Origin of the sequence: Microbacterium yannicii (assembly GCF_024055635.1) — a bacterium.
GTDB lineage: Bacteria > Actinomycetota > Actinomycetes > Actinomycetales > Microbacteriaceae > Microbacterium > Microbacterium yannicii.
The window spans coordinates 34,347-59,262 of the sequence record NZ_JAMXMB010000011.1 but is presented as its reverse complement, the minus strand read 5'-3'; the positions used below and the strand labels follow the sequence as shown (position 1 = coordinate 59,262).

The 24,916-nt window shown below is 68.7% G+C and carries 23 protein-coding genes and 3 tRNA genes; 16 read left to right on the top strand and 10 right to left on the bottom strand.

The window, feature by feature from the left end:
* Position 1: 1 nt before the first annotated feature.
* From folP to tilS, 5 genes are all read right to left on the bottom strand, one after another.
* A complete protein-coding gene (gene folP, locus NCG93_RS05970) occupies positions 2 to 856 on the bottom strand; it encodes a dihydropteroate synthase (RefSeq protein ID WP_194414845.1) in 855 nt (284 codons plus the stop codon).
* Positions 853 to 1,452, bottom strand: coding sequence for a GTP cyclohydrolase I (folE, locus tag NCG93_RS05965; RefSeq protein WP_194414846.1), 600 nt, complete (start codon positions 1,450 to 1,452; stop codon positions 853 to 855). The genes folP and folE overlap by 4 nt, the downstream gene beginning before the upstream one ends.
* 9 nt (positions 1,453 to 1,461) lie before the next feature.
* Positions 1,462 to 3,468 (bottom strand): ATP-dependent zinc metalloprotease FtsH, encoded by a 2,007-nt coding sequence (gene ftsH / locus NCG93_RS05960; protein WP_194414847.1) that lies wholly within the window; start codon positions 3,466 to 3,468, stop codon positions 1,462 to 1,464.
* 187 nt (positions 3,469 to 3,655) lie between these two features.
* A complete protein-coding gene (hpt, locus tag NCG93_RS05955; protein ID WP_194414848.1) occupies positions 3,656 to 4,207 on the bottom strand; it encodes a hypoxanthine phosphoribosyltransferase in 552 nt (183 codons plus the stop codon).
* A 52-nt stretch (positions 4,208 to 4,259) separates the two neighbouring features.
* The gene (gene tilS / locus NCG93_RS05950) at positions 4,260 to 5,276 is read right to left on the bottom strand and encodes a tRNA lysidine(34) synthetase TilS (RefSeq protein WP_194415015.1); all 1,017 of its coding nucleotides are present in this window, start codon (positions 5,274 to 5,276) and stop codon (positions 4,260 to 4,262) included.
* Positions 5,277 to 5,460: 184 nt separating this feature from the next.
* Between tilS and NCG93_RS05945 the strand changes: the two genes are divergently transcribed.
* A complete protein-coding gene (locus NCG93_RS05945) occupies positions 5,461 to 5,994 on the top strand; it encodes an inorganic diphosphatase (RefSeq protein WP_194414849.1) in 534 nt (177 codons plus the stop codon).
* Positions 5,995 to 6,116: 122 nt separating this feature from the next.
* Here NCG93_RS05945 and NCG93_RS05940 read toward each other — a convergent pair whose 3' ends face one another.
* Positions 6,117 to 7,517, bottom strand: a complete 1,401-nt coding sequence (locus tag NCG93_RS05940; protein ID WP_194414850.1) for a peptidoglycan DD-metalloendopeptidase family protein — start codon at positions 7,515 to 7,517, stop codon at positions 6,117 to 6,119.
* 217 nt (positions 7,518 to 7,734) lie between these two features.
* Here NCG93_RS05940 and NCG93_RS05935 point away from each other — a divergent pair.
* From NCG93_RS05935 to NCG93_RS05900, 8 genes are all read left to right on the top strand, one after another.
* Positions 7,735 to 7,807: transfer RNA gene (locus NCG93_RS05935), tRNA-Glu, on the top strand.
* A 20-nt stretch (positions 7,808 to 7,827) separates the two neighbouring features.
* Positions 7,828 to 7,901: transfer RNA gene (locus NCG93_RS05930), tRNA-Asp, on the top strand.
* A gap of 98 nt (positions 7,902 to 7,999) precedes the next feature.
* Positions 8,000 to 8,072, top strand: a tRNA-Phe gene (locus NCG93_RS05925).
* Between the two features lie 123 nt (positions 8,073 to 8,195).
* On the top strand, positions 8,196 to 8,987 hold the full coding sequence (locus NCG93_RS05920) for a helix-turn-helix domain-containing protein (RefSeq protein ID WP_194414851.1): 792 nt from the start codon (positions 8,196 to 8,198) through the stop codon (positions 8,985 to 8,987).
* A gap of 85 nt (positions 8,988 to 9,072) precedes the next feature.
* Positions 9,073 to 9,618 (top strand): MmyB family transcriptional regulator, encoded by a 546-nt coding sequence (locus tag NCG93_RS05915; protein ID WP_194414852.1) that lies wholly within the window; start codon positions 9,073 to 9,075, stop codon positions 9,616 to 9,618.
* Positions 9,619 to 9,688: 70 nt separating this feature from the next.
* Positions 9,689 to 10,555: a helix-turn-helix domain-containing protein gene (locus NCG93_RS05910; RefSeq protein ID WP_194414853.1), complete on the top strand. Its 867-nt coding sequence runs from the start codon at positions 9,689 to 9,691 to the stop codon at positions 10,553 to 10,555.
* A gap of 22 nt (positions 10,556 to 10,577) precedes the next feature.
* On the top strand, positions 10,578 to 11,372 hold the full coding sequence (locus NCG93_RS05905) for an SDR family NAD(P)-dependent oxidoreductase (RefSeq protein ID WP_194414854.1): 795 nt from the start codon (positions 10,578 to 10,580) through the stop codon (positions 11,370 to 11,372).
* Positions 11,373 to 11,443: 71 nt separating this feature from the next.
* Complete coding sequence (locus NCG93_RS05900; RefSeq protein WP_194414855.1) at positions 11,444 to 12,274, top strand: alpha/beta hydrolase; 831 nt, start codon at positions 11,444 to 11,446, stop codon at positions 12,272 to 12,274.
* Between the two features lie 40 nt (positions 12,275 to 12,314).
* On the opposite strand, the gene NCG93_RS05895 is transcribed toward NCG93_RS05900, so the two are convergent.
* The 3 genes from NCG93_RS05895 to NCG93_RS05885 form a co-directional block, all read right to left on the bottom strand.
* On the bottom strand, positions 12,315 to 13,703 hold the full coding sequence (locus NCG93_RS05895) for a sensor domain-containing protein (RefSeq protein ID WP_194414856.1): 1,389 nt from the start codon (positions 13,701 to 13,703) through the stop codon (positions 12,315 to 12,317).
* Between the two features lie 311 nt (positions 13,704 to 14,014).
* Positions 14,015 to 15,442 (bottom strand): aldehyde dehydrogenase (NADP(+)), encoded by a 1,428-nt coding sequence (locus NCG93_RS05890; RefSeq protein WP_194414857.1) that lies wholly within the window; start codon positions 15,440 to 15,442, stop codon positions 14,015 to 14,017.
* The gene (locus NCG93_RS05885; RefSeq protein ID WP_194414858.1) at positions 15,439 to 16,338 is read right to left on the bottom strand and encodes a 5-dehydro-4-deoxyglucarate dehydratase; all 900 of its coding nucleotides are present in this window, start codon (positions 16,336 to 16,338) and stop codon (positions 15,439 to 15,441) included. The genes NCG93_RS05890 and NCG93_RS05885 overlap by 4 nt, the downstream gene beginning before the upstream one ends.
* 152 nt (positions 16,339 to 16,490) lie before the next feature.
* Here NCG93_RS05885 and NCG93_RS05880 point away from each other — a divergent pair, with 152 nt between their 5' ends.
* From NCG93_RS05880 to NCG93_RS05850, 7 genes are all read left to right on the top strand, one after another.
* Entirely contained in the window at positions 16,491 to 17,450 is a 960-nt protein-coding gene (locus NCG93_RS05880; RefSeq protein WP_206687655.1) for a carbohydrate ABC transporter permease, read from the top strand.
* The gene (locus NCG93_RS05875) at positions 17,450 to 18,274 is read left to right on the top strand and encodes a carbohydrate ABC transporter permease (RefSeq protein ID WP_194414859.1); all 825 of its coding nucleotides are present in this window, start codon (positions 17,450 to 17,452) and stop codon (positions 18,272 to 18,274) included. The genes NCG93_RS05880 and NCG93_RS05875 overlap by 1 nt, the downstream gene beginning before the upstream one ends.
* 188 nt (positions 18,275 to 18,462) lie before the next feature.
* Positions 18,463 to 19,626 (top strand): ABC transporter substrate-binding protein, encoded by a 1,164-nt coding sequence (locus NCG93_RS05870; protein WP_194414860.1) that lies wholly within the window; start codon positions 18,463 to 18,465, stop codon positions 19,624 to 19,626.
* A gap of 62 nt (positions 19,627 to 19,688) precedes the next feature.
* Positions 19,689 to 20,702, top strand: coding sequence for a LacI family DNA-binding transcriptional regulator (locus tag NCG93_RS05865; RefSeq protein ID WP_194414861.1), 1,014 nt, complete (start codon positions 19,689 to 19,691; stop codon positions 20,700 to 20,702).
* Between the two features lie 226 nt (positions 20,703 to 20,928).
* A complete protein-coding gene (locus NCG93_RS05860) occupies positions 20,929 to 22,158 on the top strand; it encodes an enolase C-terminal domain-like protein (RefSeq protein WP_194414862.1) in 1,230 nt (409 codons plus the stop codon).
* 61 nt (positions 22,159 to 22,219) lie between these two features.
* Positions 22,220 to 23,425: a hypothetical protein gene (locus NCG93_RS05855; RefSeq protein ID WP_194414863.1), complete on the top strand. Its 1,206-nt coding sequence runs from the start codon at positions 22,220 to 22,222 to the stop codon at positions 23,423 to 23,425.
* 9 nt (positions 23,426 to 23,434) lie between these two features.
* The gene (locus NCG93_RS05850; protein WP_194414864.1) at positions 23,435 to 24,229 is read left to right on the top strand and encodes an NAD-dependent epimerase/dehydratase family protein; all 795 of its coding nucleotides are present in this window, start codon (positions 23,435 to 23,437) and stop codon (positions 24,227 to 24,229) included.
* 45 nt (positions 24,230 to 24,274) lie between these two features.
* On the opposite strand, the gene NCG93_RS05845 is transcribed toward NCG93_RS05850, so the two are convergent.
* Entirely contained in the window at positions 24,275 to 24,844 is a 570-nt protein-coding gene (locus tag NCG93_RS05845) for a dihydrofolate reductase family protein (RefSeq protein ID WP_194414865.1), read from the bottom strand.
* Between the last annotated feature and the right edge of the window lie 72 nt (positions 24,845 to 24,916).

Below are 24,916 nucleotides of genomic sequence, written 5' to 3'. Positions count from 1 at the left end.
ATCAGCCCTCCCGGCTGCGCGATCGGTCGGCCTGACGCACGCCGGTCCAGCGCTCGGCGATCACGAGAGCATCGCGCGTAGCGGCGACATCGTGGACGCGCACGCCCCACACTCCCGCCTGGGCGGCCAACACACTGGTCACGGCCGTCGCCAGGTCGCGCCTCGCCTCGGTCGCCTCGGTCGCGTCGGCGGGGTCGCCGCGGTCGCCGACGAGGGCGTCGGCGAGGAAACGCTTGCGACTCGTGCCGATCAGCACCCGTGGACCCATCGCGACGAAGCGCTCGAGCCCGCGCAGCGTCTGCCAATTCTGCTCACCGAGCTTGCCGAAGCCGATGCCCGGGTCGACGATCACCCGATCGGGCGCGATCCCGGCCAGCGCCGCGGCCTCCACGCGTGCGCGCAGCTCGTGGACCACTTCCGTCACGACATCGTCGTAGACGGCTCGGGCGTACATGTCGGCGGAGTGGCCCCGCCAGTGCTGGAGCACCACGTCGGCATCGGTCGACGCGACAGCCGGCAGCATGTCGGCGTCGGCCATGCCGCCCGACACATCGTTGACGATGCGTGCGCCGGCCGCGACGGCGGCGAGCGCCGTCGAGGCATTCATCGTGTCGATGCTCACGACGACACCGGCGTCGGCGAGGGCCCGCACGACGGGGAGCACGCGGTCCTGCTCCACGCGAGGATCGACGCGGTCGGCGCCGGGCCTCGTGGACTCGCCTCCGATATCGAGGATGTCAGCGCCCTGCGCGTGCAGCGCCAGTCCGTGGGCGACGGCGGCCTCGGCATCCGCATGCCGTCCGCCGTCGCTGAACGAGTCCGGCGTCACGTTGACGACGCCCATGATGAGCGTCATGCGCGCATCCCCCGGGACGCACCGATCAGGGCGACCAGCTCGGCGCGTGCCGCCGGCTCGGCCAGTTCGCCGCGAGCGGCGATCGTGACGGTGGAGGCGTCGGGCTGCCGTCCGCCGCGCATCGTCACGCACTCGTGCGCCGCCTCCAGCACGACCAGCACCCCGCGCGCGTCGAGGGATGCCGCGATCACGTCGGCGATCTGCTCACCGAGGCGTTCCTGCACCTGAGGGCGCGACGACAGGATCTCGACGACCTTCGGCAGCGCCCCCAGCCCGACGACCTGCTCGCCGGGCAGATAGGCGAGGTGCGCATGGCCGCGGAAGGGCAGCAGATGGTGCTCGCACACCGAGCGGAACAGGATGTCGCGCAGCATGACGGCACCCGACGGGAGTGTGTCGGGCGCCGGCCCGCGCGACACCGAGATGGTGCGGGCGAGCGGGGCCGCGGCATCCTCTCCCACTCCGGCGAAGAACTCGGCGTACGCGTCGGCGACGCGCTCGGGCGTCTGCCTCAGTCCGGGGCGCTCGGGGTCTTCGCCGATCGCCTCCAGCAGTTCGCGTACGAGCGCGGCGATGCGCTCACGATCGACGGCCACGGGCCGAGCCTACGCGGTCGCGGGCCGCGCCTGTCCGGTGGCACGACGCTTGGACGCCTTCTCGGCGGCCGGCTGCTCGGCCTCGACGCTCGCGGCGAGGCCTGCCTCGTCGCGGCGCTTCGGCACGTCGATCGGGGGCAGCGTCGACGGCGGGCGCTGCTCGCTCGACAGCCACTGCGGACGCGGGGGCAGGCGCTTGACGTCCTTGAAGATCTCGGCGAGCTCCAGGTGGTCGAGCGTCTCCTTCTCGAGAAGCTCGAGGGCGAGCTTGTCGAGCACCGCGCGGTTGGCGTTGATGACCTCGTAGGCCTCGTTGTGGGCCTGCTCGATGAGGTCGCGCACCTGCGTGTCGACGCGCTCGGCGATGCGCTCCGAGAACTCGCGGCCGTGGCCCATGTCGCGGCCCATGAAGACCTCGCCCGACGACTGGCCCAGCTTGACCGGGCCGATGTCGCCGGTCATGCCGTACTCGGTGACCATCTTGCGGGCGATGCTGGTCGCCTTCTCGATGTCGTTCGACGCCCCCGTGGTCGGGTCGTGGAACACGATCTCCTCCGCGACACGGCCGCCCATGGCGTAGGTGAGCTGATCCTGCAGCTCATTGCGCGTGACGGAGTACTTGTCGTCCAGCGGCAGCACCATCGTGTAGCCGAGCGCCTTGCCACGCGGGAGGATCGTGACCTTCGTGACCGGGTCGGTGTGGTTCATCGCCGCAGCCGCGAGCGCGTGACCGCCCTCGTGGTACGCGGTGATGAGCTTCTCCTTGTCCTTCATCACGCGGGTGCGGCGCTGCGGGCCGGCGATCACGCGGTCGATGGCCTCATCGAGCGCGCGGTTGTCGATCAGCTGCGCGTTCGAGCGCGCGGTGAGAAGGGCGGCCTCGTTCAGCACGTTGGCGAGGTCGGCGCCGGTGAAGCCGGGCGTCTTGCGGGCGACGACCTCGAGGTCGACGCCGTCCGCCAGCGGCTTGCCGCGGCCGTGCACCTCGAGGATCTTGGTGCGACCGCGGAAGTCGGGCGCGTCGACACCGATCTGGCGGTCGAAGCGTCCCGGGCGCAGCAGTGCCGGGTCGAGGATGTCGGGGCGGTTGGTGGCCGCGATCACGATGACGTTGACCTTCGGGTCGAAGCCGTCCATCTCGACGAGCATCTGGTTGAGCGTCTGCTCGCGCTCGTCGTGGCCGCCGCCCATGCCGGCGCCGCGGTGACGGCCGACCGCATCGATCTCGTCGATGAAGATGATGGCCGGGGAGTTGTCCTTGGCGGTGTTGAAGAGGTCGCGCACGCGGCTGGCGCCGACACCCACGAACATCTCGACGAAGTCCGAGCCCGAGATCGAGTAGAACGGCACGCCCGCCTCGCCGGCGACGGCGCGTGCGAGAAGGGTCTTGCCGGTTCCGGGAGGGCCGTACAGCAGCACGCCCTTCGGGATGCGGGCGCCGACCGCCTGGAACTTCGACGGGTCCTTCAGGAAGTCCTTGATCTCTTCGAGCTCTTCGATCGCCTCGTCGGAGCCCGCGACATCCTGGAACGTGACCTGCGGCATCTCCTTGGTCACGAGCTTCGCCCGCGACTTGCCGAACTGCATGACCTTGCTGCCGCCGCCCTGCGCGCTCGACATCAGGAACCAGAACAGCAGGCCCAGCAGCAGGATCGGCAGGAGGAGCGAGAGGAAGCCGTCGAACCAGGTCGCACGCGGCACGGCGTCGTTGAAGCCGTCCTTCGGGTCGGCCGCGTTCACCGCGTCGACGACCTCGGCGGCACGTGCGGTGACGTAGTAGAACTGGACGTCCGTCGCGCCCTCGTACTCCTTCGAGAGCTTCATGTCGACACGCTGATCGCCGTCGGTGTTGACCACCTCGGTGACGGTCTCGCCGGAGAGCAGCTCGAGACCCTCCTGCGTGGAGATCTGCTTCGCACCGTTCAGGCTCGAGATGAGCGAGAACCCCACGATGAGGAAGACCCCGATCAGCAGGACGTAGAAGAGCGGGTTGCGGGTGATCTTCTTGAAGTCCATGGCGCGGGCGAGAGCCCGACCCCTTTCGTCGACGTGCCATCGCGGACAGGAGAGCGCCCGTCGACGGTTGAATCAGGGTATCGCGCGCTTCCTAGGCGTCGACTGTGCATTCGCCCCGGGCGTAATCGCCTCGTTCACGACGTTCCGTCTCGGTCGTCGAGCGAGCGAGCGAGACGAAACGCGCTGACTACGAGTAGACGTGCGGGGCGAGGACGGCGACGTCGCGCAGGTTGCGGTACTTCTCGGCGTAGTCGAGGCCGTAGCCGACGACGAACTCCGTCGGGATGTCGAAGCCCACGTACTTGCAGTGCACCTCGACCTTGGCGGCCTCGGGCTTGCGCAGCAGTGCGAAGACTTCGACGGATGCCGCGCCGCGGGCCGCGAAGTTCTCCAGCAGCCAGCTGAGGGTCAGGCCGGAGTCGATGATGTCCTCGACGATGAGCACGTGCTTGCCGAGGATGTCGGTGTCGAGGTCCTTGCGGATCTGGACCACGCCGCTGGATTTCGTGCCGGCCCCGTACGAGGAGACCGCCATCCAGTCCATCGTGATGTGCTTCTTCAGCGCCCGGGAGAAGTCGGCCATGACCATGACCGCGCCCTTGAGCACGCCGACCAGGAGGAGATCCTCGTCGGCGTAGTCGTCGGCGACCCGCGCTGCGATCTCATCGAGCTTGGCTCGGATCTCCTCCTCGGTGACGAGGACTTCGTTGAGGTCGCTAGAGACGTCGGCCGCGCGCATGGGAAGAGTCTAGAGGGGTGCCGCTGTACACCCGTCCGGCGCCTGCTGCGACTCAGCGCGCCGTGAACTCGATGCGTCCGCCGACGCGGCGGGCGCGGCATCCCGGGAGGTCGATGGGTCCCTGACCCGACCAGTCCGTCACCAACCGCGCCACCTCGAGGGTCTGCGACCGCGTGAGGCTCTCGTGGAACTCGCTCGCGACGACGTGTCGGATGATGCGGTGGCGAAGCGCCGCCGGGTTCGCGGCGAGAGCAGGCGCCGAGACCGAGATCCCTGCCTCCGCGTGCTCGACGATGTCCTCGATGGTCTCGTCGATCATCTCGTCGAAGGCCTCGGCGTCCTCGCGCAGCTGGGCCGCCGTGCGGGCGAGGGCGTCGGCGACGCCCGGCCCGAGCTCGGCCTCGAGGACGGGCAGCACCCTCTCGCGCACGCGCACCCGCGCGAACCGGTGGTCGGCGTTCTGCGGGTCGTCCCACGGCTCGAGGCCCTCGGCGGCACACGCCGCGCGGGTCGTGGACCGCCGCACCCCCAGCAGAGGCCGCAGGAGAGCGACGTGGTCGAGCTCCGCGACGTCGGCCATGCCCTGCAGGCTGGCCGCGCCCGCTCCCCGGGCGAGGCCGAGCAGCACCGTCTCGGCCTGGTCGTCGAGGGTGTGGCCGAGGAGGATCGCCGCTGCGCCGGCGTCGCTGGCCGCCTCGCGCAGCGCGCGGTAGCGCGCGTCGCGTGCCGCTGCCTCGGGCCCGCCCGAGGCGCCGACCTCGACGCGCGTCACGACCGCCTCGAGCCCGAGGGCCTGGGCCTTCGCCGCCGCGGCGGCTGCGGCATCCCTCGATCCGTCCTGCAGTCCGTGGTCGACGGTCACCGACGCGGCGCGCAGGCCGAGCTTCGGAGCCTCGAACGCCGTCGCCGCCGCGAGCGCGAGCGAATCGGCGCCGCCGGACAGCGCCACGATCACCGTCGCTCCGGGTTCGAGCCCCGCGAGCGCACGCCGCACCGCGAGCCGCACCTCGGCGACGGCGGGGTCCAGTCCGGGCCTGCGCTCCTCCACGGCTCCACGGTATCCCGCCATCTGCGTGAAGAACGCGGGCTCGATCCGCAATACGCGCGTGCGAAGCGGCCTCTGGAGCCGATTCCGCCCGGTTCTTTCACCGAGCGACCCGGCACGTCTCCGGAAGAACCCCGGGGCACGCCGCAAAGAGTCGCGCGACTAGGCTTGTCGCGGCATCCCACCGTCTTTCCGAAGGAGCTTCACTATGGGCGCGTACGACGCCGTCATCGAGATCCCGCGCGGCAGCCGCGTGAAGTACGAGGTCGACCACGGCACCGGCCGGGTGTTCCTCGACCGCATCCTCTACACCGCGTTCGGCTACCCGACCAACTACGGGTTCTTCGAGAACACGCTCGGCGAGGACGGCGACCCGCTCGACGTGCTGGTGCTGCTCGATTTCGAGCTCGCGCCCGGAGTGCTCGCCAGCGTCCGCCCCGTCGGCGTGCTCAAGATGAGCGACGAGGCCGGCGGCGACGACAAGGTCGTCGCGGTGCTCGGCAAGGACCCCCGCTGGGCGCACATCCAGGACGTGAACGACATCCCGGAGTTCACCCGCAAGGAGATCGAGCACTTCTTCGAGCACTACAAGGACCTCGAGCCCAACAAGTGGGTCAAGGTCGACGAGTGGGCGAGCGCGGCCGAGGCCGAGCGTCTCGTCGGCGAGGCTTTCGACCGCTTCAAGGAGCACGAGGGCCAGACCGCGACCCAGGGTGAGGGCGTCGCGCCGAACACGCTCTGACAGCTGTCATACGAAGAGCGGATGCCGTCGGCTGGGCCCCCGCCCCCAGAGGCTCCGGGCGACGCGCCAGCGGCGCCTGGAGGGGGAGCGGGGACCGCTCTTCGTCGTCTCGGGCGTCTGGGTCAGACCGAGATGCCGCGGTCGGCCATGAAGTAGATCGGGTTGACGTCGCGACCATTGACGTAGGTCTCGAAGTGCAGGTGGCAGCCGAACGAGTTGCCGGTGTTTCCTTCACTCGCGATCAGCTGGCCCGCACCGACCCATTGGCCGACGCCGACGAAGATGCCGCCGTTGCGGATGTGACCGTAGCCGCTGCCGATGCCGCCGCCGTGGTCGATCTTGATGTAGTTGCCGTAGCCGCCATTCGGGCCGGCATACACGACGCGACCAGCGGATGCCGCGTAGATGCCCGAACTGCAGCCCGCCGCGAGGTCGACCCCGTGGTGGAAGCCGCTCGAGCAGTAGCTGTTGCCGCACTGCACCGTGCGCGGACCATAGCCCGAGCTGCGCCAGCCCGACGACGGGCGAGCCCAGCCGGAGCCCACGACGCCACCGCCACCGCCGCCACCGCCGCCGCCACCACCGCCGTTGTTCTGCTGGGCGAGGCGATCGGCTTCAGCCTTCGCCGCCGCCGCGGCCGCGGCGCGAGCCGCTTCTTCGGCCGCCTTGCGGACGCGCTCGCCCTCTTCGTAGTCGGCGACGGTCTTGGCGACCGTGTCCTGCAGGGCGGCGAGCTGCGCCTCGAGCTCGCCGCGCTTCGCGTTCTGCGCGTCGAGCGCGGCCTGCGCCTCGTCAGCGGCTTTCTGCGCGGCGATCATCTTCTCTTCGGCGACCTTCTGCAGCCGGTCGCGCTCGGTCCGCTGCACGGCGGCCTGATCGCTGAGGCTCTGCGCCGAGTCGCGTGCGGTCACCGCCTGCGCGTAGACGTCCTGGTTGCGCTGGACGAGCTTGTCCATGGTACCCAGGCGGGCAAGCAGATCGTCCGCCGAGGTGGCGGAGCCTGCGAAGAAGAGCTCGAGCGACGTGTCGTCGCCGCCGTTGCGGTACAGCTGCGCCGCGACTCTGCCGGCCTTGTTGGCGGCATCCACCGCGGCCGCGGCCTGCGCGTCTGCCTGCTGCTGCAGCTGGTCCGCGCGCAGCGCGGCGTCGAAGTACGCCTGCTGGGCGACGTAGAACTCGTCGCCCAACTGCTGGGCGATCTGATTCTTGGCCGCGACATCGGCCTCGAGCCCGGCGATGAGGCCTTGGATCCTCGTGACCTCGGCGGCCTTCGCCTGTTCGTTGTTCTTCGCGGCGACGACGTCGTCCCACGACGGGTAGTCGGCGGCGTATGCCGGGCTGACGAGCGGCCCGATCGTGCCCCCCACCGCGCTCAGCGCGGCGAAGCCCAGAACGCCCAGCCCCAGCGCGCTGCGCCGGTTCATCGCGGGCCAGAGGCGCCGCTGCTCCGCCGCAGACGGGGCGCACCCGCATTCGTCGGCGGCATCGGTCAGGGTCTTCGCGGTGACGTTATCGGGCTGCACCGAGTTCTCCCCTCGCGGCGTCAACTCGTTTCACACTAGCAACATCAGCAACATGCGCAACCCCCCAGGGACGCATGGCATCCGCCGCCCGGGCAGCGGTCGCTCGGCCAGTGTGCGCCCGGCCGGCATGATCCACAAGGACGCCACGCCCTCGATTCGCGTTTTGGTTGGTGATTACGTATGCTTGGTCCTCGGCAGTGAGCCCCAGGGTTCACCCGGCCCCATCGTTTAGCGGCCTAGGACGCCGCCCTTTCACGGCGGTAGCACGGGTTCGAATCCCGTTGGGGTCACTCCCACAATTCAAAAGCATGGCCCTGTAGCGCAGTTGGTTAGCGTGCCGCCCTGTCACGGCGGAGGTCGCGGGTTCAAGTCCCGTCAGGGTCGCTCCGAGCGACGGGCCCTTTTTTCGAAGAGGGCCTTTCGTCTAGGACGCGGCAGGTCTTGTATATAGAGGAGTAATCCTCCACGCAGAGATGCCGCGCGGCTCTGTAGCTCAGTTGGTAGAGCGCACGACTGAAAATCGTGAGGTCACGGGATCGACGCCCGTCGGAGCCACTGAAACCCTCTTCTGGCTTCTACAGGAGGGGGTTTCTTCATTTCCTCTGCCCCGCCACCGCACCGAGGCATTCTGGTTGCAGCGTGAGTCGCTCCCGGAGGCCGCACCCTACGCTGAGGTCCGTGGCGATCAATGAGCTCGGCAACTATCTGCGTGCGCGCCGGCAGACCGTCAGGCCGGCCGACGTCGGACTGCCGACGGTTGCCGGCCGGCGGGTGGACGGGCTCCGTCGCGAAGAGGTGGCGCTGCTCGCCGGCATCAGCCGGGAGTATTACCTGCGCCTGGAGCAGGGTCGCGACACGCATCCGTCCGATCAGGTGCTCGCGTCGCTCGCGAAAGCCCTGAATCTCGATGAGGCGGCGACCTCCTACCTCTCGAGGATCGCCGACCCACCGCCGCAGCGTTCATTCGCTCCGCTGCCGGGTTCGCTCGGCGACGACGTGTTCGCGTTCCTGGACGGATTCGAGGAGACCGCGGCGTACGTGATCAACTCCTGCCAGGACGTCCTTGCTGTGAACGAACGGGCGAGCCGTGTGTTCACCTTCGGGACCGTGGGGTCGAACATGTTCGACACGCTGTTCTCCGAAGCCGCCCGCGAGAACCTGCCCGACTGGGATGATCACGTCCTGTTGGGATTGGCCGCTCTGCGGCAACGCAGCGATCCAGACGATCCTCGGCTGCACGAGCTCGTGGGGCGGCTGCTCGTCACCGAGCCGGATTTCGCCCGGCTCTGGGGCCGGCACGATGTCACCGTGCAATCGAGCGGGGTCGGTACGACCTATGTCGACGGCGTCGGTCTGCTCACGCTCCAGTGGCAGAGTCTCGCCGTGCCGGGAGACGCACAGCTGACCCTCGTCGCGCACTACGCCGAGCCGGGTACACCCGCAGCGGAGGCTCTCCGGTCGCTCGGATGACAGCGGCTCGGCCACGCTGACCCCGGCCCGCCTAGGAGCAGGAGGGACATCACCGCATCCCCAGGGTCCGGTTACGCTCGTCGCCATGCAGCACGTCGATCCGCTCGTTGCTGAACTGATCGATTCGCTCCCCACCACGCCGGCCGTCGTCACCAACGAACGCTTCGACGTCATCGCCTCGAACGCACTGGCCCGCGCGGTGTCTCCCAGCTTGACCGCCGGCGTGAATCTCGCCGAGGCCACCTTCGTGAACCTGAGCGCGCGCGAAACGCTCCCCCGATGGAGCGAGGTGTCGGTCCGCATGATCGAGCTGCTGAAGGAGGCGGTGGCGGACCCGGACCCGGTGGGTCCCGACGCCGAGCGGTTCGCGGAGTTGCGCGCAGAGCTGACTCTGCGGAGCACCGCCTTCGAGATCGCGTGGCGCAATGGCACCCTGCCCAGCTCGTATGCCCTCGACGTGAGCATGGACCACCCCCACGTCGGCCGGCTGGAGATCACCTACGAGCTGCTGCGCCTGCCCGACAGCCGGCAGCTCGTCGTCATGGGCCACACCGTGCCGGGAAGCGAGTCCGAGCAGCGGCTCTTCTGGCTGGCCGCCCACAGCGAGACGGTACCGCGCCGGCCCATGTGAGGAGGAGCGAGAGGGACACGCTCCGTACACGCCGACCTCCTATCCTGTGCCGTAGGGAAGGGGCGTGCGCATGGACGGTGTGAATCCGCTCGCGCAGTTCCTTCGCGCACGTCGGAGCGTGCTCGAGCCGGGAGACGTCGGACTTCCCCGCAGCCACTCGCCACGACGGGTCGCCGGGCTGCGACGCGAGGAAGTCGCGATGCTCGCCGGCATCAGTGCCGACTACTACCTCAAGCTCGAGCAGGGACGAGAGCACAACCCCTCCACCGCTGTACTGGCGGGGTTGATCGGCGCGCTCGCCCTCGACGCCGACGGTGCTGCGCACCTGCACCGGCTCGCTCGCCCCGCTGTCGGGCGTGCCGCGCCGCCTGAGACCGTCAGCGAGAGTCTCGTCGGTCTCATCACCTCGATGGCCTCGATACCCGCGCACGTCGTGAATCGGCGCCTGGACATCATCTACGTCAATCCTCTCGGGCAGATGCTCAGCCCCGGATTCCGGGTGGGGAACAACCTCGTGAAATTGACCTTCGACCCGGGACTGCCACGTGACGCGTACTGGCGGCTGACCGCTCCGCGGGCGGTGGCGTACCTGCGGGCATCGGTCGATCCACACGACGACGGCCCCGCGATGGCGTCGCTGCTCAACGATCTCCGTGCCATGGACCCCGAGTTCGAGGGGATGTGGCAGCGCCACGAGACGCGGATGCCCGGCGGGCACCCGTCGACATTCCAGCATCCCGAGGTCGGATCGATCGAGTTGCGCTACCAGACGTTCAATCTCCCCGGAACGGGCGGCCAAGCGCTCGGCATGTACGTCGCGGCCCCCGGCAGTCCGTCGGCGGAGAAGATCCAGATGCTGTCGCTGCTCGCCGCGCAGAGACCCGGCGAGGGTGACCGTGGCACACCTAGGAAGACCGGGGGCACGACCTCCGCCTGACGGCACTTCTATCGTCGCAGCCATGGACCTCGGACTTGACGGAAAGATCGCCATCGTCACCGGCGCGAGCAAGGGCATCGGGCTCGCAGTGACGACGGCCCTCACCGGCGAGGGCGTACATGTCGTCGCGGGATCTCGGTCGAGTTCCGCTGCTCTCGGCACGCTCATCGACACGGGAGCGGTGACGTTCGTTCCGGTGGACCTGACCGCCGACGAAGCTCCCAAGGCATTGGTCGATGCGGCACGATCACGCGGCGGGCTCGACGTCCTCGTCAACAACGTGGGGGCCGTCAGTCTGCGTTTCGACGGCTTCCTCTCGATCGATGACGCTTCCTGGCGACGAACGATCGACCTCTGCTTCCTGACCATGGTCCGCATGACCCGCGCCGCCATCCCCGAACTGATCGCACGCGGCCGGGGCAACGTCGTCACCATCGGCTCGGTCAACGCCTTCCTTCCCGATCCCGGAGTCATCGACTATTCAGCCGCCAAAGCGGCCGTCTGGAACCTCTCCAAGTCGCTGTCGAAGGAGTACGGGCCGAACAACCTCCGCTTCAACAGCATCAGTCCCGGGCCGGTCGCAACCGATCTCTGGCTCGGCGAGCACGGCGTCGCCGCCACCGCTGCGGCGCAGATGGGCGTCGACTTCGCCACGGCCCGAGAGCGGGTCGTCGCGGGACAGGGCGGATTCTCCACGGGGCGGTTCACCGAACCCCGTGAAGTCGCCGATCTCGTGCTTCTGCTCGCGAGCGAGCGCGCGGGGAACGTCACCGGCTCCGATTTCCTCATCGACGGCGGTCTCATCAAGACGCTCTGAGCCGTCGCCCTCCCCGTGGCATGCCCAGCCCACGCGCCCCGACCCAACCCACCCACACCCGAGGAGCATCCATGCCCACGCACGTCGTCTTCATCCACGGACTCTGGATCCACGCCACCGCCTGGAAGCCCTGGCAGGATCTCTTCGAGGAGCGCGGCTACACCACATCGGCCCCCGGCTGGCCCGGCGACCTGGACTCGGTCGAAGCCACGCGCGGGAACCCGGCCGGGCTCGACAACCAAGGCATCTCCGAGATCTGCCATCACTATGCCGACATCATCGACCAGCTCGGAGAGAAGCCCATCGTGGTGGGCCACTCCTTCGGAGGGCTGATCGCCCAGGAACTGCTCGCGAACGACCTGGTAGCGGCCGCTGTGGCGATCGATCCCGCTCCGATCAAGGGCGTGAAGATCCTTCCGTTCTCGCAGCTGAAGTCGGGGTTCCCTGTTCTCGGCAACCCCGCGAACAAGTCTCGGACCGTCTCCCTGAATGAGAAGCAGTTCAAGTACGCCTTCGGCAACGCGATCAGCGACGAGGAGTCGGATGCTCTGCATGCCGCGTGGACGATCCCGGGTCCCGGGCGCCCCCTCTTCGAGGATGCGACCGCCAACTTCGTCCGGAACTCGCCGGCCGCGGTCGATACCCACACCGCCGCGCGCGGCCCGCTGCTTCTCACCTCCGGCACCGAGGACCACACCGTTCCCCGGTCGGTGACGGTCGCCGTGTCGAAGCTCTACGCCGACAACACCTCGTCGGTGACGGATTATCACGAGTACGAAGGCAAGGGGCACTCCCTGACTCTGGATGCCGGCTGGCAGGCCGTCGCCGAGGACGTGCTGGCGTGGCTGGCTCAACAGGGCCTCGCGGCCGCGACGGCGCCGATTGAGGAGACCGCGGACTGAGGTGCGTCGGTCGAGCGCGGGCCGGTGATACCGGCCCGCGCTACCCGATCGTGGTCCCGTCGCCGTCGTCCGTCGCCAGTCCCGCCACCTCACGAGGCTGGTGGTCCGAGAACTCGCCCACCGCGACCCGGTCGCCGCCCGCCATCTTCGCGTCGTACATCGCGTGATCGGCTGCGCGGATGAGCCGATCCATGACAGGGGCTCCGTCGTTGCCGACCGTGACGACGCCGACGCTCGCAGTGATCGCGATCCCGGGTGGCAGGTCGTCGTACGGCTGGGCGATCGCGGCTCGGATCCTGTCGGCGAGCATCGCCGCGTCGCCGTCGCTGTCCACCGCGGCGACCGCGATGAATTCGTCCCCGCCGAACCGCCCGAGCACGTCGCTCTCACGGATGCTGCTGCGCAGTCGCTGCCCGACCTCCCGCAGCAGCGCATCTCCGGCGGCGTGGCCGAGGTGGTCGTTGACCGCCTTGAAGCCGTCCAAGTCGACGAACAGCACGCTGAGCGCGGTGCAGTCGCGCATCGTCCGGGTGACATCCTCCTCGACCAGGCGCCGGTTGGGCAGGCCGGTGACCTCGTCGTGCATCGCGGCACGGCGCAGGGTGTCTTCGAGGCGGATGCGGGCGACCGCCTGCGCAGCCTGGTTCGTGAGTGCCTCGGCGAGGGGCACGGCCTCCTCATCGAACTCGCGCGGGTGGTCGAAGTAGCAGATCATCGAGCCGATCGCCTCGCCGTGCGATCGCAACGGCGACGAGATCGCCGCGTGGATGCCGCCTGCTCGGTAGACGTCGCTCATGCCGACACCGGGCAGGTACCCGTCCGCGTCCGCGGGAGTGCGCACGACCAGCACTTCCCCGCTGAGCAGGGTCACCGCACCGGTCGGCCGGAATCCTGGCGGCCAGTGCGCCGCGAGCGGGTTCACCCCCGCGACCTGGACGAGACCTTCCGGCCGGAGAAGGTGCACACTGACGAAGCTCGCGGCGAAGGAGCGCTGGGCCACATCCGCCAGCAGCTCGGCCGCATCCGCCTCGGAGCGCACGTTCCCGAACCCGACGGCGGAGTTGAGCAGGATCTGCAGCCGCTGCCGGCCCCGCTCGGTCTTGGCCTCCGCGCCGCGGAAGCCCAGGGTGAACGCGGATCGCGTGGAGACGTCGTACACCGCGATCTGCTGCGTCCCGGAGCCGGACTCTTCCAGCGAGCCGACGACGACCGGCCTCACGACCCCGGAGACGCCACGCAGGGTCGCGTCGGTCGGGAGCATCCCGGCCGACCCGGTCAGCGGCATCCGCAACGTCAGAAACGCGTCGAGCTGCCGCCCGACCACCTCAGCCCGTTCGCAGTTCAGCCACTGGAGGATGTTGTCATTGACGTTCAGGATGACCCCGTGCCGGTCGATGGTGATCGACCCGCATCCGGTCAGCTGCAGCACGCTGCACGGATCGACGTCGGGGCCAGGGATTCGCTCATGCCCGCATGATCATGGCGCACCTCCGCGATGTCAAACCCCTTGATCCGCGTCCTCGCGAGCAGTTATTATCCGGCGTCCGCGGCCGGTCCCCCTCGCCGCACCCCTCACCCCCGCCGCACGCGGTACCCGAGGTACACCGAGCCGTTGCCGAACCGGCGCTCGGCGGAGAGCTCCAGATCCAGCCGCAGCCCTTCGTCGAGGAAGCGGATGCGGCGCAAGCTCCCGGGTGATCGGGGAGAGGCTGGAGCTGCCGACCGGCGAGACGGATGCCGTCAGCCGGCCATTCGCGGGGGGAGATCGATGCGCCCGTCCACCCGCCTCGGGATCCCCCACGGGTTGTGCTCTCGCAGCGCCGGGGGAAGGAGCGCGTCCGGAGCGCTCTGATAAACCACCGGTCGCAGAAAGCGCCGCACGGCGGTGGCGCCGACCGAGGTGAACTGCGACGTGGACGCCGGCCACGGTCCGCCGTGGTGCTGGGACCACGCGACGGCCACTCCGGTGGGCCACCCGTCGAACAGCAGGCGACCTACCAGCGGTTCCAGTTGCGCGCTCACAGCCTCCACAGGGTCGGAGGGTTCTGCGTGCACGGTTGCGGTGAGGCTGCCCTCGAGGAGGCGCAGCGCCTCGCTCAGTCCTTCACCCGAGTACCTCACGAGCAAGGTGACGGGTCCGAACACCTCCGTGCGCAGCAGGGCCGGGTGACGTATGACCGCCACATCGTCCGCCGCCAGCACGACCGGGCCCCCTGGGTCGCCGCAGATCACCTCGACTCCCGGGGTGGAGATGAGATCCGCGATCCCGCGCTCGAACGCCGCCTGGATGGCGGGAGTCAACATCGTCGGGAGTGGGCCTGTGACGCGGATGGAGGACTCGACCTTGGAGCGTCGCGGAACGAACACCACCCCCGGTTTGGTGCAGAACTGACCCACGCCCGAGAGCATGGACGCCGCGAGGCCGTCGGCGAGCTCGCCTCCACGAGCCGCGTCAGCGGCGGACAGAACGACGACGGGGTTGATGCTTCCCAGTTCGCCGTGGAAGGGGATGGGGTCCGGCCGCCCCACGGCCAGGTCGAACAGCGCGCGACCCCCCGCGGTCGAGCCGGTGAACGCGACAGCCGAGGTCGTGGGATGTGTCACGAGCGCCGGTCCCGATTCGAACCCTTCGACCATCCCGAAGACACCGTCAGGCGCCCCGGCGTCTGCGAGTGCGGCGGCCATGATGCCGGCCACCCGCCGGGAGAGCTCCGGGTGTCCCGGGTGGGCCTTCACCACCACGGGACAGCCCACAGCCAGAGCCGATGCGGTGTCTCCGCCGGCGACGGAGAATGCGAAAGGAAAGTTCGACGCGGCGAAGACCGCAACGGGCCCCAGCGGTCGGAGCATGCGCCGCAGATCCGGCCTCGGTGGCACAGCTGCCGGATCGGCGTGGTCGATGCAGACCTCGAGGTACGAACCTTCGACGGCGATCCGCCCGAAGAAGCGCAGCTGGTTCGTGGTGCGCACGAGTTCCCCAGAGAGCCGGGCACCGCCGAGGCGCGTCTCCCGATCCGCGATTCCGACGAGCTCGTCGGCACACGCGTCGAGCGCCTTCGCGACCGCGTCGAGCCAGCCCGCTCGGGTGGCAGGGGTCGCGGCACCGGCTGCGGGTGCCGCCGCGGCCGCCGCAGCCATGACCGGATCGATGTCCTCGATGACGCTCATCCCGCGAGCTCCACTCCCACGGACAGCAGCCGCTCCAGTTCACGCAGGTCGTCGGGAGACGGGTCAACGAGCGGGGGTCGAACCGACCCGACGTCCAAACCTCGAAGCCGCAATCCGGCTTTGATGAGCGAGACGCCGTACCCGGGCACGCGGTCGCGAAGACGGACGAGCGGCTCGTAGAAGTGCGTCAATAGATCAGCTTGACGTGCGGTGTCGCCGTTCACGTAGGCCTCGAAGAACGAGCTCGCGACCTCAGGGACCATCGCGAAGACGGCCGACGAATACAGCGGGACACCGATCGACGCGTACGCGCGCTGGCTGAGCTCGGCGGTGAGCAGTCCGTTGAAGAACAGGACATCCCGGCCGGTGCGCGACGCCGCGAGCGTGAACTGCTGGACCGCGGCGATGTTTCCGACCCCGTCCTTCACGCCGATGATCCGAGGATCCTCGAGCAGTTCGGCGATCGACGCGGGCGTGAATGTCGCCAGTCCACGGTTGTACACGATGACCGGAAGGTCGGACGCGCTGGCCACTGCCTGGACGTATGAGACCATCCCGCGCTGCGGACCGGAGACCAGGTACGGGGGAAGGACGAGGAGTGCATCGGCGCCCCTCTTCGCGGCGGCCCGCGCCATGGATCTCGCCTGCGCCACACTGCCTCCCGTGCCGGCGATGACGGGTGCCGAGCCGCCTACTGCGGCCACTGCGACGCTGACGAGGGTGTCGTACTCCCGCTCGTCCAGCGCGTGGAGCTCGCCCGTTCCGCACGCGGGGAAGACGGCACCCGGTGAGTGGGCCAGCGCCCGGGAGAGGTGTTCCTCGAACACCTCCACGTTCAGTTGGTCGGACGCATCGAAAGGCGTCACAGGGAAGAACAGCACGCCGTTCATGTGCACAGGAAAACCTCGCTCAAGGACATTGACCACTAGCATGTGGATCGATTCACCTGCGGCGAGAATCGAGCTTGCGCATCATCCGCCAGGTGTGTGTAAAGTGTCTTGTGAATCGATCCACATGTCAATACGGATCGCGAGGGGAAGTAGACGAAGTGGTCTGGACGACAAGCGAGGCGGCGCCCGCAGCCGAACTGCCGCGCCCCCCTCAGCGGACGCGGCGGTCCGCCCCGAATCCGCGACCCTCACGCCGCGCGGGCGTGCAGGTGCCCTGGTGGTTCATCGCGCCAGCGATTGCGATCTACCTGTTCATCGTGGTCGTGCCCAGTGTGCGCGGCGGTTTCTTCTCCTTCACCGACTGGAACGGTCTCGGTGATGACTGGAGCTTCGTCGGGCTTCAGAATTTCGCCGACGTCTTCAACGACCGTGCCGCTCGCGCCGCGCTGCTGAACACCATCGTCCTGGCCGTCGTCGCAACCGTGGTGCAGAACGCCATCGGTCTCGCCTTGGCGCTCGGACTCAACTCCGTCGTCAAGTCGCGATACGTCCTCCGCGTCGTCTTCTTCGCGCCGGTCGTGCTCACGCCCCTCGTCGCCGGGTACGTCTGGAGTTACCTTCTCTCGCCGAACGGGGCGGTCAACGAGGCGCTGCGAGCCATCGGCCTCGGAGGGCTCGCACAGGACTGGCTCGGCGATCCGCGTTTCGCGCTCGGCTCCATCATCGTGGCGATCGTGTGGCAGTTCTCCGGCTATTCGATGGTGATCTTCCTCGCGGGGCTGCAGGCGATCCCCGACGAGATCATGGAGGCCTCCATCATCGACGGCGCGGGACCGTGGCGCCGCTTCTGGAGCGTCATCCTCCCCTTGCTCAATGGCGCCGTCGTCATCAACGTCATGCTGTCGCTCATCGGAGGGCTCAAGCAGTTCGACCAGGTGGTCGCGATGACGGGAGGAGGGCCGGGGACGGCGACCGAGACCATCTCCACCCTCATCTTCAAGAACGCGTTCGCGCTCGGCGAGTACCCCTTCTCGGTGGCTCTCGCCGTGGTCATGACGGTGCTCATCGCCGGACTGGCCGCCGTGCAGTACCGCCTCACCTCGCGGAAGGCCAGCTGATGTACCGCCGCTACACCGCGACCACTCTCATCCGCGAGATCGTCCTGATCCTCGCAGCCATCGTCTTCGCGATTCCGCTTGTCGCACTGGTCAACGTCTCTCTGAAGCCCGTCAACAGCGGCACGGGAGCCCTCACCTTCGCATGGCCTCCGACGCTCGACAACTATGTCCAGGCATGGGAGCAGGCCGAGCTCGGAGCCGCGCTGGTCAACAGCGCCGTCATCGCGGTCGTGAGCGTGGCACTCATCGTGATCATCTCCGCCCTTGCCGCATATCCGCTCGCCCGGGTGACCCGCGGCTGGTCGCGGTGGACGTTCTACCTGTTCATCGGCGGTCTCATCGTCCCCGCCCAGCTCGCGCTCCTGCCGCTATATACGACAATGCGGGACATCCACCTCATCGGGTCACTGGCGGCTGTGATCTTCATCAATGTCGGCACCGGCATGCCGTTCTCGATCTTCCTGTACACGACGTTCCTGCGCGAGCTGCCGATGGACTACGAGGAGGCAGCCCTGCTCGACGGCTGCGGCCCCGTGCGCGCGTTCGTGAGCATCGTCTTCCCTCTGGTGCGTCCCGTCACGGGCACCGTGATCATCCTGAATCTGGTCGGGATCTGGAACGAGTTCTTCGTCCCCCTGCTCTATCTGTCGGGCAGCGACAACACCACGGCCCCTGTCGCGATCTACAGCTTCGTCAGTCAGTACGTCACGGTCTGGCCACTGATCTTCGCGGGGCTCGTCATCACTGTCATCCCGATCCTGATCGTGTATTTCTCCCTGCAGAAGTACGTGATCAAGGGTTTTGCGGGAGGGCTCAAAGGGTAGTGTCCCGGCACTCTCCCAGCGGCGCGCAACACATGCACTACGGGCATCTGCCCTATTCCAAAGGAGGAAAAGTGAATCTCACATCAGGACGCCGACGCACGGTGGCGCTAGGGTCAGCCGCAGTCGTGGCGTTGGCGCTGGCCGGCTGCTCGACCGCCACAGGCGACACAGCGGAGGGAGAGGGAACCGTGCTCACCTTCTCCGCTGCGGGCGAAGCTCCGGCGCAGGCCGTCATCGATGCCTTCGAGGAGGCGAACCCCGGCGTTACCGTCGAGGCGACATTCGCCAACGACGATGCCTCGTACCAGCAGACGCTGCGCACCCAGCTGTCCGCCGGCACGGCGCCGGACGTCTTCCGGATCTGGCCGGGCGGCGGCAACGCCACCGCCGTTCGCACTCTCGGCGACGACGACCTGCTCATGTCGCTGGAGGACGAGGCGTGGGTCGACGACCTCAGCGACGCCCAGCGAGCCGTCTCTGAGAACAGCGAGGGAACGCTTGTGGGCCTCCCCGTCACCGTCGTCGGCATCGGCGCGGTCTGGAACGACCAGGCGCTCGAGGAGGCCGGGCTCACCCCGCCTGAGACGTGGAGCGAGGTGCTCGACTTCTGCGAGGCGGCGACCGAGAAGGGGACGGTCGCGTTCGCTCTGGGTCTGAAGTCGGCGTGGACGACGCAGCTCGTGCCCTACGCCCTCACCTCCACTCTCGTCTACGGACCGGACCCCCAGTTCACTGACCAGCAGCTCGACGGCGAGACCACCTTCGGCGAGTCCGAATGGCAGACCGCCATGGACCAGTACGCCGAGATGCAGAGCGCCGGGTGCTTCAACGAGAACCCCAATGGTGTCGGCTACGACGAGCAGATGACCAGTCTCGGCGAGGGCACGGCGCTCGGGGCGATCCAGGTCACTTCAGCCGCCGCGAACGCGGAGCAGTACGCGGCCGATGGCACCACCTTCTCGATGACCCCGCTCCCCGCGACCGACGACCCGGCCGACACCTACCTGCCCGTTTCCGTGGGGATCGAATACGCCATCAACGCGGATGCCGAGAACCCGGAGCTCGCGCGCACGTTCATGGAGTTCCTCGCCTCCAGCGAGGGCCAGGCCATCTATGCGACCGAGTCGGGCGCTGCTCCGGCACTGCCCTCCGAGGACTTCGAGACCGGTCCGGTCCTCGCGGCAGTCGGCGAGTACCAGGCGGAAGGTCGTGACACCCCGTTCCCGGACGTGTTCTGGCCGAACCCGAAGGTCCAGGCGGAGCACCTCGCGGCCATCCAGGAGCTGTTCAACGCCACCATCACACCTGCTCAGGTGCTGGAGCGGATGGACCTCGCGTTCAGCGAAGGGTAGTCCGCATCGGGCGGGCCGGCGGTACGCGGCCGGTCCGCCCACCACTACGACGGAGATACACCATGACGACGGAAAGCACTCGACAGACGGTCACTGTCAGCGATGTCGCTGCGCATGCCGGAGTGTCCCGGGCAACCGTGTCGTACGCGCTCACCCAGCCCAGCAGGCTCTCGGACGAGATGCTCGCACGCGTGCAGGCATCCATCGCCGAACTCGGATACGTGCGCAACGACGCCGCCCGCCGGCTCCGCGTCGGACGCAGTCAGGCGCTGGGCCTCGTCGTCGCGAACAGTCGCAACCCCTTCTTCGCCGAGCTCGCATCGGGGGTGGAGACCGAGGCCGCACGTCACGGCCTCTTCATCCTCCTCGCCAACGCGGACGACAATCCGGAACGCGAGCGGCAGTACCTGCGATTCTTCGAATCGCAGCAGGTCAATGGCGTGCTCATCGCACCCGTCGGAGCTGTCCCCGAGGAGCTGGTGGAGCTGCGCAAGAAGGGGACGCCCTTCGTCCTTCTCGGCAAGCCCGAGGGTGACACCATCTACCCGTCGGTCAGCGGTGACGGCCGCAGCGGCGGACGGCTGGCGACGGAGCACCTCATCAGCCAGGGCCGGCGTCGCCTGCTGTTCGTCGGCGGACCCCACCCTCAGGTGGTCGACCGCCGAGATGGGGCGACGGATGCCGTGGACGCGGCAGCTTCGGGCATCACCCTCGAGACCATCACGGTGCCGCTTCAGACGGCCCGAGCGGGAGAGGAGATCGCCGAGCAGCTCTTGCGGCGCGGGGAGCTCCCCGACGGCATCTTCGCGGGGAACGACCTGCTCGCTCTGGGGCTCATGCACCGGCTCATCGCGGCGGGCGTCAGCATCCCGCAGACGCTGTCCCTGGTCGGCTACGACGACATCGAGTTCGCTGAGCTCGCCATCGTCCCGCTCACCAGCGTCCGTCACGCCGGAGACAAGATGGGAGCGGCGGCCGTGCTCAAGCTGTTGGATGCCGATTCATCGGGCCAGCCGGAAGAGGCCGAGTTCGCGCCTCAGCTGATGGTCCGCCAGACGTCCCTGCGCCTGACGTGACCGCTCCTCTCGACGCATCCTCCGCCCGCGATGTCGACGGTGGCGGGAACCGACTGCAGACTCCCACCGGCAAGGCGCTCGCTGACCGGTCCGTCCGACGCAGGCGAAACCTGGATCATCCGCCGGACGCGGCATCCGCCCGCGCGTCGACGGGAACCGCCGTCCGGGAGAGGGAGGGGGCGCGCCGCCTTCCTGCCTCTCCCGGACCTTACGAGCGGGTCGCACGATGAGCCGTTTACGCACGGTGGAGGTCATCCCGCTCGCCTTCGCAGACCCGCCCCTCCTCAACGCCTGGGGAGTCCACGAACCACTCGCGCTGCGGACGCTCGTCGTGCTCACCCTCGAGGACGGCACGGTGGGGCTGGGCGAAGCGGCGGGTGATCTCCCGTTGCTCGAACGCATCCGCGCCATCGGTCCCCGCCTGCTCGGGTCGCGTGTGGACGACCCGGGCGCGCTCGATGCGGCGGTCGCGGCGGTGCTGGGTCCTGAACTGCCGCTGGTGCAGCGCAACCTCGCCCGATCGCCCTTCGATGTCGCCTTCACCGACGCGTGGGCACGGCTGGAGGGGGTGCCCGTCGTGGAGCTGCTCGGCGGGGCGGTGCGCGCGCGCGTGGACTACAGCGGATATCTGTTCTACAAGTGGGGCGGCCATCCCGCGGCAGGAGACGACGACGAATGGGGTTCCGCGCTCGACCCGGACGGCATCGTCCGCCTCGGCCGGATGTTCGTCGAGCGTTTCGGATTCCGCTCGCTCAAGCTCAAGGCCGGGGTCTTCGCTCCGGACACCGAGATCGCGACGATCCACTCCTTGGCCGCCGAGCTGCCCGACACACTGCTGCGCATCGATCCCAACGGCGCGTGGAGTGAGGCGACAGCGCTCGCTGCGGCGACGAAACTCGAAGGCGTCCTGGACTACCTCGAGGACCCCGTTCTGGGCATCGACGCCATGGCGCGCGTGCGTGCCGCCACCGCACTCCCCCTCGCGAGCAACATGATCATCAACACACCGCAGGACCTGGAGTCGGTGGTCGCGGCATCCGCACTGGACATCGTGCTGGCGGACCACCACTACTGGGGCGGGTTACGCCCGGCATTGGATCTGGCCGAGGAGTGTGCGGATGCCGGACTCGGCGTCTCCATGCACTCCAACTCCCACCTCGGGGTGTCGCTGGCCGCGATGACCCATGTGGCTGCGGCATCCCGGGCGCTCACCTACGCGAGTGACACGCACTACCCCTGGAACGCACGCGACGACATCGTGGAGCGCGAAGCGGCCGACTTCACCGGCGGAGCCATCGCCGTGCCCACCGGACCGGGACTCGGCGTGGAGCTGCGGCGTGACGTCGTGCAGCGCCTGCATCGTGCGTACATCGCATCGGGTCGGACCGTCCGTGACGACACGTCGTACGCCCGCACCGTCGACCCCGGCTTCGACCCCCGACTGCCGCGATTCTGACGAGGGTGGCAGCCCCCTCCCCCGTCTGACCTGCGGCACTGTCCGCACTGAAAGGAACAGCATGACCATGCCCCACGAAGTCTGCCTCTGGGTGACCCCCAAGATCTTCGACGACCTGCGTGCTCCGGCCGCGGGCGTGGAGGCGTTCTTCGACCACCACGCGGACTGGATCGCCGGCAATGACCTGACCGTGGTGTTCTGCGCCGGCAACGGGGATCATGTCCTCGACTGGCGGGGACCTCACGGCGCCGACGAGACCTTCGACTGGGCGCGGTACAACGCCTATGCCTGGGATCCCGAAGGGGGCAGGACCTTCGAGAAGTCGGTGCGCGACCACAACGCGAACTGGCTGGAGCGCGTCCGGGAGGGTGGCGAGCGCTCCTCGAACCCCTACTCCGCGGGCCCGATGATGGTGCTCTCCGAGCAGACGATGGACTACCGGACCCTCGCGGGCATCTACGCGGCGTTGCGCGCGGAGGCGTCGCGCCGCGGCATCCGTCTCCGACTGCTGGAGTATCTCGAGCCGGGTCCCGAGTTCTGTCGCAGCGAGTGGAAGACCGTCCGCCATCCCGAGGTCGCCGCCGCACGCGCCGACGCAGGCGGTCATGAGATCCCCGGGCTCATCGACGTCACTCTTCCGCTCCGCCACGATCCGCGCGCGTACGCCGGTTGGCCGGACGGGATCCCGGCCGGGACGCTCGCAGGTGAGTTCGTCGCCCGCCAGACTGCCGCATTCGTCGCCGATTTCGAGGTGGACGGCGTGCTCCTGGGCAACCAGTTCGGTTTGCTGGGGATCTGGCACCCCGACAACGCTCCCGAACTCACGGCGGAGCGTCGCGCGGGCATCCAGGCGTTCTTCACGGGGTTGCGCACGGCGATGGGCGATCGTCAGATCTACTGGATGGACAGCTACTGGCGAGCGGAAGTGGAGCGGGAGGTCTGGGGCATGACCGACGAGTGCTACGACGCCCTCGACGCCATCATCGTGTCGACCTTCGCCGTGCTGGTCGAACGGACGGAGATCATCCCGAATCTTCGGAGCAAGGCTGACATGCGGGCCCGCACGCTGTACGCGGTGGACTTCGTCGATCCGTGGTACGCGTACCGAACGCACCTGGACGACATCCGCAGTTACGAGTACCAGCGCGAAGTCCTGCGCACGCACCGCGACCTCACCGACGGCGTGACCTTCTTCGCCAACGACACCTTCGGGCAGTTCGTGCCGCAGGCGCGGCTCGAAGAGACCCGTCGGCTGCTGAGCGTGTAGGGAGCGCGGATGTCCACCGTCGTTCTCACCGGAGCAGCCGGCACCATCGGCCGCGCCGTCGTCCCCCTGCTGGCGCGCCGACATGAACTGCGGCTGGTGGACATCGCGCCGCCCTCGGATGCCGCGCAGTGGCCAGGCACCTGGACCACCTGCTCTGTCGCCGACGCGGCAGCGCTGACAGCTGTGCTGACGGGCGCCGATGCGCTGGTCCACCTTGCGGGGATCTCCTCCGAAGCGGCGTGGGCGGATCTCCTGGCCGCGAACGTGGACGGAACCCGGGTCGCCCTGGAGAGCGCGCGGGCCGCCGGGGTGCGGCGAGTGATGCTCGCCGGCTCGATCCACGCCGTCGGCTATCTGCCCGGGTCACGTGCGGACGAGGATGCTGCCCGCCCGGACACCTATTACGGCGTGACGAAGGTGGCGATCGAGGCGCTGGGAGCCCTGTTCGCCGACCGCTACGGGATGAGCGTGGTCTCTGCCCGCCTCTGCACGTTCGGAGAGGCCCCGTCCGCAGGGCGCACTGCAGCCACGTGGTTGTCGGTCGATGACACCGCGCGGCTGTTCGAGGCTGCGATCGCCTTCGACGGCCCGGGACACCACATCGTGTGGGGCGTTTCGAACAACGAGCCGGGATGGTTCCCGCTCGAACCTGGGCGAGCCATCGGCTACGAGCCCGCGGACGACGCCGTGAAACGACTCACGCAGGCGACCGGGGAGCGGCCACCCGAACCCGATCCCGGCGAACTTCTTGGCGGGTCCTTCGTCCACCTACCGCTCGGAGTGCCGATCGCGCGTCGGAGCTGAGAGCCGGCACAATCGGCCGCTTCGCGGATCCCTGGCTAGGGAGATCTAGGCGTCATCTTCCCGCCGCACGCGGTACCCGAGATACACCGAGCCGTTTCCGAACCGGCGCTCGGCGAAGAGCTCCAGATCCAGCCGCAGCCCTTCGTCGAGGAAGCGGATGCCGCCACCGACGACCGCGGGCGCCACGACGACGTGCACCTCATCGAGAACTCCTGCGCGCGCCGCCGCCGAGGCGAGACGGCCGCCGCCGATGGCGAGCGGGGTGGCCGAGGCATCCGTCATCGCCCTCACCTCATCGGGGTCGAAAGCCGGGCGCAGCTCCGTCCGACCGGTCGACACAGCCTCGAGGGTCTGCGAGTAGACGACCTTGTCGACCTCGCGCCACTGCAACGCGAACTCGCGCTCGGCGGGGGCAAGGTCGTCGAGCGGGAGGTCGTCCCACACCTTCATGACCTCGTAGGCGCGACGCCCGAGCAGATGGGTGGCCGCGGGAGCCATGAGGTCGTTCACGAACGAGTGCACCTCGTCGTCGGGGGTCGCCCACTCCCATCGTCCGTCGGGGCCGGCGATGTAGCCGTCGAGCGACGCGGAGTTGAAGTACATCAGTGAGCCCATGCGTCGGCACGCTACTCGGCGCGGTCGTCGCAGACCAGCCCTCGGCCGCGCATGCCGGTTGCCAGACGCTTC